Raw genomic sequence first — 12,676 nt, 5'->3', positions numbered from 1 at the left:
CTGCCATCATGGCGTGCGGTTTTTTCTTTAGGCCTGATGCAAAATCGTCATTTGAAAAAGGAGAGTGCTGTGTCGCGTAGACGCGTCGTAGTCACCGGTATGGGTATGTTGTCGCCACTGGGCACGGATGTGCCGAGCAGTTGGCAGGGCATTCTGGCTGGCCGCAGTGGCATTGGTCTGATCGAACACACCGACCTTTCTGCCTATTCCACCCGCTTTGGCGGCTCGGTAAAGGGCTTCAATGTCGAGGAATACCTGTCGGTCAAGGAAGCGCGCAAGCTCGACCTGTTCATCCAGTACGGTCTCGCGGCAGGCTTTCAAGCCGTGCGCAATGCCGGTCTGGAAGTCACCGATGCCAACCGTGAACGCATTGGCGTGGCCATGGGTTCTGGCATTGGCGGTCTGACCAACATCGAAGAAACCAGCCGTACCCTGCATGAAACGGGTCCGCGTCGAATCTCGCCATTCTTCGTGCCAGGCTCGATCATCAATATGATTTCCGGTTTCCTGTCCATCCATCTGGGGGCACAGGGGCCTAACTACGCCATTGCCACCGCGTGCACCACCGGTACGCACTGCATCGGCATGGCGGCGCGCAACATCATGTACGACGAAGCCGACGTGATGATTGCTGGCGGTGCCGAAATGGCTGCTTGCGGCCTCGGCATGGGCGGCTTCGGTGCCTCCCGTGCGCTGTCGACCCGCAACGACGAGCCGACCCGCGCCAGCCGTCCGTGGGACAAGGGCCGTGATGGTTTCGTCCTGTCCGATGGTGCCGGCGCCCTGGTCCTCGAGGAGCTGGAGCACGCCAAGGCACGCGGCGCGACCATCTATGCCGAGCTGATCGGTTTCGGTACCAGTGGCGATGCCTTCCACATGACCTCGCCACCTGCCGATGGCGCCGGTGCTGCGCGCTGCATCACCAATGCATTGCGCGACGCGAAGATCAACGTCGATCAAGTGCAATACATCAACGCCCACGGTACTTCGACCCCGGCTGGCGACCTCGCCGAAGCCAATGCGATCAAGTCCGTGTTCGGTGACCATGCCTACAAAATGGCGGTCAGCTCCACCAAGTCCATGACCGGTCACCTGTTGGGTGCGGCGGGTGCGGTCGAGGCAATCTTCAGCGTGCTGGCGATCAACAGCCAGGTGGCGCCACCGACCATCAACCTCGATGAGCCGGACGAAGGCTGCGATCTCGACTTCGTGCCGCACACAGCGCGCAACATGGACATTGATGTCGTGCTGTCCAACTCCTTCGGTTTTGGCGGCACCAATGGCACCTTGGCATTCCGCCGGTTCGCAGGCTGATGGACAGCTGGGTCGACGGTCAACCGGCTGACACTCTGTCGCTGAAAGATCGCGGCCTGGCTTACGGCGACGGTCTGTTCGAGACCATCGCCGTGCGCAGCGGCCAGCCGCTGTTGCTGGATCGCCACCTGACGCGTCTGGCCGATGGTTGTGCGCGCCTGGCCATCGCGGCGGACTTCGATCAGGTTCGCCACGAACTGCTCGTTTATGCGGCGGCGATGGGCGAGGGCGTGCTCAAGCTCATCCTCACCCGTGGCGACGGCTTGCGCGGTTACGCGCCGGATCCGGCGGCGTCTGGCCGGCGCATTCTGCAAGGCAATCCTCCTGCGGCTTATCCGGTGGTTCATGCTCAACAAGGCATCCGCCTGTTTCCGTGCAGCACGCGTTTATCAAAGCAGCCGTTGCTTGCCGGGCTCAAACACCTCAATCGACTGGAACAGGTTCTCGCCCGTGCCGAATGGCAGGACAGCGAACACGCCGAAGGCTTGATGCTCGATCAGGCCGGTCGCGTCATCGAAGGAGTGTTCAGCAATGTCTTTGTGGTGCGCGACGGGGTGCTGATCACGCCGGATCTGAAGCGCTGTGGTGTCGCCGGCGTGATGCGTGCCGAAATATTGTTTCAGGCCGAGTCACTGGCCATTCCCACCCAAATCGCCGATATCAGCCTCGAACAGCTGCAATGGGCTGATGAAGTTTTTGTCTGTAACAGCGTGTATGGCGTCTGGCCGGTTCGTGCCTATGCTGCGCTGAGCTGGCCGGTTGGCCCGCTCACCCGTAAACTGCAAGCCATTGCCCGCGCCCTACTGGATGCCTGATTCGTGAGACGTAAACTTTTGCTGCTGCTGGAAACCGGACTGGTTCTGGCAGGGCTGCTGATGGGCGCCAGCGCCTGGAAGATTCACTCCGCACTGGAACAGCCTCTGAACATCACGCAGGAAGAACTGCTGGATGTGCCGAAAGGCTCGACCCCGACCCGTACTTTCCTCGAACTCGAAACCGATGGCGTCATCAAGGATGCCTTCTGGTTGCGGATTTACTGGCGCTTCAATCTCGCCGGCACGCCGATCCACAGCGGTGAATACCGCATGCAGCCGGGCATGACCGTCAACGGCCTGATCGACTTGTGGAAGCGCGGTGAAGTGGTGCAGTACAGCCTGACCCTGGTTGAAGGCTGGAATTTCCATCAAGTGCGCGCCGCGTTGGCGAAAGACGAAAAGATCGAGCAAACCCTCAACGGTTTGAGCGACAGCGACGTCATGACAAAGATCGGCCACAAAGGGGTATTCCCGGAAGGGCGGTTCTTCCCGGATACCTACCGCTTCGTGCGCGGGATGTCTGATGCCGAGCTGCTGAAGAAGGCGTTCGATCGACTCGATGAAGTGCTGGCCAGGGAGTGGGAAAAACGCTCCGCCGATGCGCCCTACACCGAGCCCTATCAAGCGCTGATCATGGCCTCGCTGGTCGAGAAGGAGACCGGAGTGCCACAGGAGCGCGGGGAAATTGCCGGCGTCTTTGTGCGCCGTATGGCCCTGGGCATGCAGTTGCAGACCGATCCGACGGTCATTTACGGGCTGGGCGATCGCTACACGGGCAAGCTGACCCGTGCCCATCTCAAAGAGCCGACGCCTTACAACACTTACGTGATTCCCGGTTTGCCGCCGACGCCGATTGCTATGGTCGGGCGTGAAGCGATTCACGCCGCGCTGAATCCGGTCGACGGCACCAGTCTGTACTTTGTGGCGCGTGGCGATGGCAGCCATGTGTTCTCCGATGATCTGGATGCGCATAACAGTGCCGTGCGCGAGTTCCAGCTCAAGCGACGTGCCGATTACCGTTCGAGCCCGGCGCCGGCGACTGCGCCTGAAGCAGCTCCGACAACCGAGGAAGCGATTCCTGCGGCATCACCGGACACCGCACCGCAAGCACTGCCACCGGTTACGCCGCCGCAGCCCGCGCCGGAACCGGAAGCCGCCGCCCCGAAAAACGCGCAATGACTTTGATTAAGGACTGCCTGTGACTGGCTTGTTTATTACCCTGGAAGGCCCGGAAGGCGCCGGTAAAAGCACCAACCGCGAATACCTCGCCGAGCGCCTGCGCGCCGCAGGTGTTGAGGTGTTGCTGACCCGTGAGCCCGGCGGTACGCCCCTGGCTGAACGGATTCGCGACGTGCTGCTGGCCCCGGCCGACGAAGTCATGAACCCGGATACAGAGTTGCTGCTGGTGTTCGCGGCGCGTGCCCAGCATCTGGCCGAAGTGATTCGCCCGGCACTGGCCCGCGGCGCCGTGGTCCTGTGTGATCGTTTTACCGATTCGACTTACGCCTATCAGGGCGGCGGCCGTGGTTTGTCGCTGGAGCGGATCGCCACGCTGGAAACCTTCGTGCAAGGTGACCTGCGTCCGGACCTGACGCTGATTTTCGATCTGCCGGTGGAAATCGGCCTGGCCCGCGCCAGTGCCCGTGGCCGTCTGGATCGTTTCGAGCTGGAAGGCCGGGCATTTTTCGAGGCCGTGCGTAACGCGTTCCTCAAGCGTGCCGAAGCCGATCCTGCGCGCTACGTGCGGATCGACGCCGGTCAGCCGTTGGCCAAGGTTCAACAATCGCTGGATACCCTGATTCCGAATTTGCTGGAGCTGAGCCGTGGCTGAGGCCTATCCATGGCAGGACAGCCTCTGGCAGCAACTGGCCGGACGTAGCCAGCACGCCCACGCCTACCTGCTGCATGGTCCGGCCGGCATCGGCAAACGTGCGCTGGCCGAACGCTTGATGGCCAGCCTGCTGTGCCAGCGCCCGACGCCTGAGGCTTGCGGCGAGTGCAAATCCTGCCTGCTGCTCAAGGCCGGCAGTCACCCCGATAATTACATCCTCGAACCGGAAGAGGCCGACAAGGCCATCAAGGTTGATCAAGTGCGTGATCTGGTCAGCTTCGTGGTGCAGACCGCGCAGCTGGGCGGGCGCAAAGTGGTGTTGATCGAGCCGGTCGAGTCGATGAACATCAATGCTGCCAACGCCTTGCTCAAGAGTCTGGAAGAACCGTCCGGCAATACCGTGCTGCTGCTGGTCAGTCACCAGCCGAGCCGTTTGTTGCCGACGATCAAAAGTCGTTGCGTGCAGCAGGCCTGTCCGCTGCCGGGTGAGGCGATGAGCCTGCAATGGCTGGCCCAGGCATTGCCGGACTGTTCCGCAGAAGAGCGTGTCGAACTGCTGACGCTGGCGGCCGGTTCGCCGTTGGCGGCGGTCAGCCTGCAGTCGCAAGGCGTGCGCGAACAACGCGCGCAAGTGGTCGAAGGCGTAAAGAAGCTGCTCAAGCAACAGCAATCCCCAACGCAACTGGCCGAGGAATGGAAAAACATTCCAATGCTGCGCCTGTTCGACTGGTTCTGCGACTGGTCGAGCCTGATCCTGCGCTATCAACTGACTCAGGATGAAACCGGCCTCGGCCTGACCGATATGCGCAAGGTCGTGCAGTACCTGGCGCAGAAAAGTGCCCAGGGTAAAGTGCTCGATATCCAGGACTGGATTCTCGCCCAGCGCCAGAAAGTCCTGAGCAAGGCCAACCTCAATCCGGCCCTGCTGCTGGAGGCGCTCTTGGTGCAATGGGCGGGATTGCCTGGTCAAAGATAAGAATGTGTACCTAGACTCTGAACATCAGCAGTGGAGGTCGTCATGAATGAACCCGCCAGCCCGGGGCCGCGTAACGGCATCTTGTCTCTGACCATCAAGGACAAGTCGGTGCTTTATGCCGCCTACATGCCATTCATCAAGAACGGTGGCCTGTTCATCCCGACCAACAAGAGCTACAAGTTGGGCGATGAGGTGTTCATGCTGCTGAACCTGATGGACGAGGCCGAAAAGATTCCGGTCGCCGGCCGAGTCACCTGGATCACGCCCAAGGGCGCGCAGGGTAATCGCGCTGCCGGTGTCGGCGTGCAGTTCAACGAGGGCGACAACACCGCCCGCAGTCGCATCGAAACCCATCTGGCCGGAGCCCTGAAGTCCGACCGTCCCACCCATACGATGTAAGTAGCCGTGTTTTTATGCTCGTAGATTCCCATTGTCACCTTGATCGCCTCGACCTCGCCGCCCATGACGGCTCGCTGGATGCCGCACTCGACGCGGCTCGCGCACGCGGGGTCGGGCACTTTCTGTGCATCGGCGTGAGTGCCGATAATGCTGCCGATGTCAAAGCCCTGGCTGAGCGTTATGCCGACGTCGATTGCTCGGTCGGCGTGCATCCTCTGGACGTGCAACCTGGCGCGGCCCCGGCGCTGGACTGGCTGCTGGAAGAACTCAATCACCCGAAAGTGGTGGCGATCGGTGAAACCGGTCTGGACTACCACTACGAGCCGGAAGCTGCCGAGTTGCAGCAGCAATCCTTCCGCCTGCACCTGCAAGCCGCCCGGCAGACCGGCAAACCGGTAATCATCCATACTCGCGGCGCCCGTGCCGATACCCTTGAGCTGCTGCGCGAAGCGGCACTGCCTCAGGCCGGTGTGCTGCATTGCTTCACCGAAGACTGGGACATGGCCAAGGCGGCGCTGGACATGGGGTATTACATTTCCCTGTCGGGCATCGTCACGTTCCGCAATGCCGATGCGCTGCGCGACGTCGCGAGCAAGGTTCCGGCGGATCGCCTGCTGGTGGAGACCGACTCGCCGTATCTGGCGCCGATTCCTTATCGGGGCAAACCGAACCTGCCGCAATACGTGCGCGAAGTGGCGGAGTTTCTGGCGATGCTGCGTGGGGAAAACTACGAGCGGTTTGCCGAGCAGACCACTGAAAATTTCAAGCGGCTGTTCCCGCTGGCCTCTGTCAAATCTGCCATGTAGGCGTTGCCGAAGGCTGCGATCGGTTGATCTTGCTCTTGGGAGATAAAGTCAAAAGATTGCAGCCTGCGGCAGCGCCTGCTGGTGAGCGATCATCAAATCGCAGGCAAAAAAAACCCGGGTTCTGGGGGGTGAATCCGGGTTAAGACCATTAGGAGTAAAACAAAGGCACGCGGTCCCTTGGTACCTTTATCGGCGCGGCACTTGGGGGAGATGCCGCCCGACAGTTCAAGTATTGATCAGTCTGGCGTTCAGTCCAGTTAGCCGGTCGGGGTTTTTAAACAAATTTGGAATACGTTCGCTTCGGTTGAGTTCTCATTGCGCCCCAATCGTTCTCAAAACGAACGGGAAACACAGATATGGTCGGATGATCCGTGCATTTTTGTGCAAGTTAGGCATAATACGCGGCTTCGAATTTTGACCCTTCAGACCTTTTCTTATGCACAAAGAACCTCGTAAGGTCCGTGAGTTTCGTCGCCGCGAGCAAGAAATTCTCGATACCGCGCTCAAGCTGTTCCTCGATCAAGGTGAAGACAGTGTCACCGTCGAGATGATTGCTGATGCCGTGGGTATCGGCAAAGGCACGATCTACAAGCATTTCAAGTCCAAGGCCGAGATCTATCTGCGGCTGATGCTCGATTACGAGCGCGATTTGAACGAGCTGCTGCATTCGGCCGATGTCGACAAGGACAAGGAAGCATTGTCCCGTGCCTACTTCGAATTCCGCATGCGCGACCCGCAGCGCTATCGCCTGTTCGACCGCCTCGAAGAGAAGGTGGTCAAGGGCAATCAGGTGCCGGAAATGGTCGAGGAGCTGCACAAGATCCGTGCCTCGAACTTCGAACGCCTGACCCTGCTGATCAAGGGCCGCATCAGCGAAGGCAAGCTCGAAGACGTGCCGCCGTACTTCCACTACTGCGCATCCTGGGCACTGGTGCACGGCGCTGTCGCGCTGTATCACTCGCCGTTCTGGAGCAATGTGCTGGAAGATCAGGAAGGTTTCTTCCAGTTCCTGATGGACATCGGCGTGCGGATGGGCAACAAGCGCAAGCGCGACCCGGAAACCCCGAGCAGCTGAATCATTCAGCGACCTGATGGCGCCATGATTTCGCTACATGACGCAGTACCGCAGGAATATACTCAGGCATAGGGCTTGCTAAAACTTGATTTGTGAGTCAAGTTTTAGCGGCTCGAATTTCTATCGCCGGAGTGATCATGATCGTTGACCGTCAAGGCAGGCGTTTTCGCAATTTGCGGATCAGTCTGACTTCCGCCTGCAATTACGCCTGTACCTACTGCGTGCCCAACGGCAAGCGGCTGGTGGCTGCGCAGGATGAGCTGTCGGCCGAAGCGATGGCACGCGGTGTGGCGTATCTGATAGAAGCCGCCGGTATCGAGCGCTTGCGCATCACCGGTGGCGAGCCGCTGGTCAGCCCCAAACTCGAGTCATTCATGACTGCCGTCGGCCGGATGGGGCTGGAAGACATCAGCCTGACCACCAATGGCCAACTCCTCGCGAAGAAACTGCCGCTGCTGGTGGATGCCGGTCTGCGCCGGATCAACGTGTCCCTCGATACCCTTGACGCCGGTGCGTTCCGCAGCATCGCCCGTGGCGGCGATCTGGCGAGCGTGCTCGACGGCATGGACCAGGCGAAAGCGGCGGGGCTGAAGATCAAGGTCAACATGGTGCCATTGCGCGGGCAGAACCTCGATCAGGTCATGCCACTGCTCGATTACTGCCTGGAACGTGGCTATGAGTTGCGCTTCATTGAGTTGATGCGCATGGGCCACCTCGCCACCGACTCCAATGCCTTCCTGCAACAGTTTGTCAGCCTGCAGCAACTGCTGAGCCTGATTGGCGAGCGCTACGAATACGCCCAGGCCGATGCGCCGGTGGACGCCACCGCTGTGCGTTATGCCATCCCTGGCGTCGGTCACTTCGGCGTAATCGCCAATGAAAGCGTGCCATTCTGCCGGACTTGCTCGCGTTTGCGCCTGTCGTCCACCGGTTGGCTGCATGGCTGCCTGTCGTCGAGCAACCGCCACTATGTCGGCGATCTGCTCGACAAGCCGCGCCATCAGGCTCTGCCGGCGTTACAGCGCTTGCTGGTCAAGGCGTTGGGTGACAAGCAGGAAGTGGCTTTTTCCGGTGGCGCGACGGTCATGAAGATTATTGGCGGCTGAGCTCCCTCGCCACAAAAGCCTCATTTCAAATTCGATACCTGTAGATTTCTGTGAGCTGGCGCAAAAGCTGCATTCAACGGCCATTCGCCGGTTTTCCGTCACCGGCTTCTGGAGGATGAGGATGCGTAGCCTGGTTTTGCTGCTGGCCGTTTTGGCGCTTGGCGGCTGTATGACTGTCAGCGATATGGCCGAGGGCACTCGCTATCAGATGAGCGACGCGGGGCTGCTGGATCACAGCGACAGCCGCCGGGTGAACAACTTCCGCATTCAGCCGGACTCGTTCATCTACATCGCCCAGGGTTCGTTCGCACCGCCGGGTGGTTCCTATCCACGGCCGAACGTGGTCGCCGAAGAAGCCTTCAAGGGCTTTGTGGAATACTTCCCGATGGTTCGTCGCGCCCGTGCGCCGGAAGGCCTCGATCAGGCGATGGGCGAAGCCCGCGATGCTGGCGCGCATTATTTGCTGTACACCCGTTTTGCCAAGGCTGACGACCGCATCGGCAACTCCGACGAGTGGCTCGATCAGGAAGCCGTGGATCGCGTGGGCATCGACGGCGGGGTGATTCAGATCATGTTGATCGAGACCAGCACCCAGTATTTGATTGATACTGCACGGATCAAGAGTCGTGGCGGTTTACTGACGTTCCACGACAACAAGCCTGAAGACCTGATCGGCCCGCCACTGGCGCAATACGCGCGCAGCCTGCTGGGAGTCGGCGACCAATAAACCAAGGAGAACGCCATGAGTGGCCCGCAAAAAGCCAATGACCTGTTGGGACAGATCCCCAAAACCAAAGGCCTGCCGCCGGTGCACTTGTGGAACCCGGACTTCTGCGGCGACATCGACATGCGCATCGCCCGCGACGGCACCTGGTATTACCTGGGTACGCCGATCGGGCGCAAGCCGATGGTCAAATTGTTCTCCACGATCATGCGCCGCGACGGCGATGATTACTTCCTGATCACCCCGGTCGAGAAGGTCGGGATCAAGGTCGACGATGCGCCGTTCGTGGCGATCACCGTGGAAGTCGAAGGCGAGGGTGAGGCGCAGGTGCTGCGATTTACTACCAATGTCGATGAGACGACCGAGGCCGGGCCCGAGCATCCAATCCGCGTCGAGATCGACCCGGCGACACAGGAACCGGCGCCGTATGTGCATGTGCGCACCAACCTTGAAGCGCTGATCCATCGCAATGTGTTCTACCAACTGGTGGAGTTGGCGGTCAGTCGTGAAGTCGATGGCCAGCGCTGGCTTGGCGTGTGGAGCGGCGGCGAGTTCTTCCGCATCGGCCTCGAACCCTGATCCAAAACAAAAAACCTGCAGGAGTGAGCCTGCTGCATTTGTTTTGCGTTTCCGCAGTAAATCCTGATTGACACCCAATCATATGATCATTAGCGTGAACACCCATCGCGAACCGCTTTGAGGTGTTCATGTCCAGCAGCTTTCATGTGTCGACCGTCGACTGGCTGGGCAGCTGGATCGCCGCTGGCCAGGTCAAACCGGGTCAGACCCTCAAGGTCGAAGCGGATTTGGGTGAACAACTTGGCGTCAGCCGCACCGTCATCCGCGAGGCGATCAAAACCCTGGCGGCCAAAGGCATGCTCGAAGTCGGGCCGAAGGTCGGCACGCGGGTGTTGCCGGTACGGCGCTGGAACCTGTTCGATCCGCAAGTCGTCGGTTGGCTGTCGCGTAATGGTTTGCCGGAAAACTTCGTCGATGACTTGCTCGATCTGCGCCGCACCATCGAGCCCATGGCCGTGCGCTGGGCCTGCGAGCGCGCCACCGTGGAACAGATCGAGACGGTGCAACTGGCTTACAACGCCCTGGAGCGAGCCGTGGACAGCGGCGTTGATTACAACCGCGCCGACCAGTCGTTTCACGAGTCCATTCTCGCGGCGAGTCACAACCAGTTCATTGAGCAAATGGTCCCGGCCCTCGGCGCCTTGCTGGCGGTGTCGTTCGAGGTCTCGGCTGCCGACCCGGATGAGCTGCGCCGCACCTTGCCGATCCACAAGGACATGGCCGAGGCCATCGCTGCCCGGGATTCGGCGCGCGGGGTATGGGCGTGCATGACCCTGATTGATAACGCCGACCTGGCCATCAAGCGCTTCTACCCGAAGGTGATGGCCGACAAGAAAGCCAGCTGACAACCCAAATCCCCCTGTAGGCGCGAGCCTGCTCGCGATAGCGATTTCATCAGTGCCAGACATCCCGACTGACCCGACGCCATCGCGAGCAGGCTCGCTCCTACAGTAAAAACAACAACATGAAGGATTCAACATGACGTGGACCGCCGTAACCCAACACCGCGCCCGACTTGGTGAAGGTCCGTTCTGGGACGCGCCGACCCAGGCGTTGTACTGGGTCGATATCGCCGGCAAACAGGCCCTGCGGCTGATCGGCCAGAACGTGCAGATCTGGCAGATGCCGGAGCACGTGTCCGCGTTCATTCCCTGTGCCAGTGGCGATGCCCTGGTCACCCTCAGCAGCGGTGTCTATCGCCTCGACCTTGATTCCCCGGGCCTCGAACCGCGCCTGACCCTGTTCTGCGTCGCCGACCCGCAACCGGGCAACCGTGCTAACGAGGCTCGTTGCGATGCTCAGGGTCGACTGTGGCTGAGTACCATGCAAAACAACATCGGCGAGCAGGGCGAGGATCTGCCGATCATTCGGCGCTCTGGCGGTCTGTTTCGGGTCGATGCCGATCAACGTGTGACGCCCTTGCTGCGCGGTCTGGGGATTCCCAACACGCTGTTGTGGAGCAATGACGGCACCACGCTGCTGTTCGGTGACAGCCTCGACAGCACGCTTTATCGCTATTTCATTCACACCGACGGCAACCTCGACACTGCTTACGTCTGGTACGGCCCCGATCAGCACGGCGGCCCGGACGGTTCGGCGATGGACGCCGAAGGTTACGTGTGGAATGCGCGCTGGGATGGCAGTTGCCTGTTGCGCCTGACCCCGGATGGCGACGTTGACCGCAAGATCGACTTGCCCGTCAGCCGACCGACCAGTTGCGTGTTTGGCGGTGAAGACCTGAAAACCCTGTACATCACCAGTGCCAGTAGTCCGCTCAACCACCCGCTGGACGGCGCGGTGTTGTCGATGCGCGTCGAGGTGGCCGGTAAACCGTGCACTCGGTTTGCGGGATAAATCCCAAAATATGGGATGCAAAATTATATATTGAGATTATTTGTCGGTCGGGTTTATAGTCGGCTCCAGCAGTAACACGCACTCACACTTAAAAAGAACAAAACAGGTGAAGTGATGCAGCGAATCCATCTCGCACTCCCGAGCGGAGTCCGCGTCTTGCAACGGCCCACAGCCGTCAGCGGCGCCTGCCTGTTTCGTTCCACACGCCTTCCAGACCGGACATCGGCAGATGCCCGGTTTTTTTGTGCCTGCGAAACAGGAGTCCTGATCCATGGCTGAACCCCTTTCCCTGCCGCCGGTGCCTGCACCGCCGAAGGGCGAGCGTCTGAAAAACAAGGTTGTGCTGCTCACCGGCGCCGCGCAAGGCATTGGCGAAGCCATCGTCGCGGCGTTCGCCACGCAGCAAGCCAGGTTGGTGATCAGCGATATCCAGGCCGAGAAAGTCGAGCGGGTCGCCGCGCACTGGCGCGAGCAGGGCCATGACGTGCAGGCGCTCAAGGCTGACGTGTCGCGCCAGGAGGATCTGCATGCGATGGCCAGACTGGCTGTGGAGCGGCACGGGCGCATCGACGTGCTGGTCAACTGCGCCGGAGTCAATGTGTTCCGCGATCCGTTGCAAATGACCGAGGACGACTGGCATCGCTGCTTCGCCATCGACCTCGACGGCGCCTGGTACGGGTGCAAGGCCGTGCTGCCGCAGATGATCGAGCAAGGTGTCGGCAGCATCATCAACATTGCCTCGACCCATTCGAGCCACATCATTCCCGGCTGCTTCCCGTACCCGGTGGCCAAGCACGGCCTGCTTGGCCTGACCCGCGCCCTCGGTATCGAATACGCGGCGAAGGGCATTCGCGTCAACGCCATTGCCCCGGGCTACATCGAGACGCAACTGAACATTGATTACTGGAACGGCTTTGCCGACCCGCAGGCCGAACGCCAGCGCGCACTCGATCTGCATCCGCCCAAGCGCATCGGCCAGCCGATCGAAGTGGCGATGACGGCGGTGTTCCTGGCCAGTGATGAAGCGCCGTTCATCAACGCCGCGTGTATCACCGTCGATGGCGGGCGCTCGGTGATGTACCACGACTGAACGCAGCGGCTTTCAGGCGGATAAGTCCGTTTGAAATCCAATCATCATACGATATGACTATTTTCGACAGGTTTTGCAGGAACACGCTTTAACGCTTTTCAAACATT

The 12,676-nt window shown here is 60.4% G+C and carries 14 protein-coding genes; all 14 read left to right on the top strand.

Going from position 1 to position 12,676, the window contains the following annotated elements; genetic code table 11:
- Positions 1–69 precede the first annotated feature (69 nt).
- The 14 genes from fabF (at position 70) to ACXX9E_RS25685 (ending at position 12,569) form a co-directional block, all read left to right on the top strand.
- Entirely contained in the window at positions 70–1,314 is a 1,245-nt protein-coding gene (fabF, locus tag ACXX9E_RS25750) for a beta-ketoacyl-ACP synthase II (protein ID WP_123466788.1), read from the top strand.
- Positions 1,314–2,129 carry an aminodeoxychorismate lyase gene (gene pabC, locus ACXX9E_RS25745; protein WP_458556402.1) on the top strand — a complete coding sequence of 272 codons (816 nt, stop codon included), beginning with the start codon at positions 1,314–1,316 and terminating at the stop codon, positions 2,127–2,129. The genes fabF and pabC overlap by 1 nt, the downstream gene beginning before the upstream one ends.
- 3 nt (positions 2,130–2,132) lie before the next feature.
- The gene (mltG, locus tag ACXX9E_RS25740; RefSeq protein ID WP_128615501.1) at positions 2,133–3,308 is read left to right on the top strand and encodes an endolytic transglycosylase MltG; all 1,176 of its coding nucleotides are present in this window, start codon (positions 2,133–2,135) and stop codon (positions 3,306–3,308) included.
- Between the two features lie 19 nt (positions 3,309–3,327).
- Positions 3,328–3,960 (top strand): dTMP kinase, encoded by a 633-nt coding sequence (gene tmk, locus ACXX9E_RS25735; protein WP_123466782.1) that lies wholly within the window; start codon positions 3,328–3,330, stop codon positions 3,958–3,960.
- Complete coding sequence (locus ACXX9E_RS25730) at positions 3,953–4,936, top strand: DNA polymerase III subunit delta' (protein WP_123466780.1); 984 nt, start codon at positions 3,953–3,955, stop codon at positions 4,934–4,936. The genes tmk and ACXX9E_RS25730 overlap by 8 nt, the downstream gene beginning before the upstream one ends.
- 42 nt (positions 4,937–4,978) lie before the next feature.
- Positions 4,979–5,335: a PilZ domain-containing protein gene (locus ACXX9E_RS25725; protein ID WP_123466778.1), complete on the top strand. Its 357-nt coding sequence runs from the start codon at positions 4,979–4,981 to the stop codon at positions 5,333–5,335.
- A 14-nt stretch (positions 5,336–5,349) separates the two neighbouring features.
- Positions 5,350–6,141 (top strand): TatD family hydrolase, encoded by a 792-nt coding sequence (locus tag ACXX9E_RS25720; RefSeq protein ID WP_123466776.1) that lies wholly within the window; start codon positions 5,350–5,352, stop codon positions 6,139–6,141.
- Between the two features lie 436 nt (positions 6,142–6,577).
- Complete coding sequence (locus ACXX9E_RS25715) at positions 6,578–7,216, top strand: TetR/AcrR family transcriptional regulator (protein WP_007908276.1); 639 nt, start codon at positions 6,578–6,580, stop codon at positions 7,214–7,216.
- 137 nt (positions 7,217–7,353) lie between these two features.
- Complete coding sequence (locus ACXX9E_RS25710) at positions 7,354–8,322, top strand: GTP 3',8-cyclase MoaA (RefSeq protein WP_123466774.1); 969 nt, start codon at positions 7,354–7,356, stop codon at positions 8,320–8,322.
- A gap of 121 nt (positions 8,323–8,443) precedes the next feature.
- A complete protein-coding gene (locus tag ACXX9E_RS25705) occupies positions 8,444–9,049 on the top strand; it encodes a DUF4823 domain-containing protein (RefSeq protein WP_123466772.1) in 606 nt (201 codons plus the stop codon).
- Between the two features lie 15 nt (positions 9,050–9,064).
- The gene (locus tag ACXX9E_RS25700) at positions 9,065–9,625 is read left to right on the top strand and encodes a DUF1285 domain-containing protein (RefSeq protein WP_123466770.1); all 561 of its coding nucleotides are present in this window, start codon (positions 9,065–9,067) and stop codon (positions 9,623–9,625) included.
- A 128-nt stretch (positions 9,626–9,753) separates the two neighbouring features.
- The gene (locus tag ACXX9E_RS25695) at positions 9,754–10,470 is read left to right on the top strand and encodes a FadR/GntR family transcriptional regulator (protein ID WP_123466768.1); all 717 of its coding nucleotides are present in this window, start codon (positions 9,754–9,756) and stop codon (positions 10,468–10,470) included.
- Positions 10,471–10,603: 133 nt separating this feature from the next.
- Positions 10,604–11,479, top strand: coding sequence for an SMP-30/gluconolactonase/LRE family protein (locus ACXX9E_RS25690; RefSeq protein WP_123466766.1), 876 nt, complete (start codon positions 10,604–10,606; stop codon positions 11,477–11,479).
- A 271-nt stretch (positions 11,480–11,750) separates the two neighbouring features.
- On the top strand, positions 11,751–12,569 hold the full coding sequence (locus ACXX9E_RS25685; RefSeq protein ID WP_123466762.1) for an SDR family oxidoreductase: 819 nt from the start codon (positions 11,751–11,753) through the stop codon (positions 12,567–12,569).
- The last annotated feature ends 107 nt before the right edge of the window (positions 12,570–12,676 follow it).

Source organism: Pseudomonas sp. GNP014 (assembly GCF_054344005.1).
Note: the sequence above shows the minus strand (reverse complement) of the source record. Positions and strands in the feature narration are given on the sequence as shown.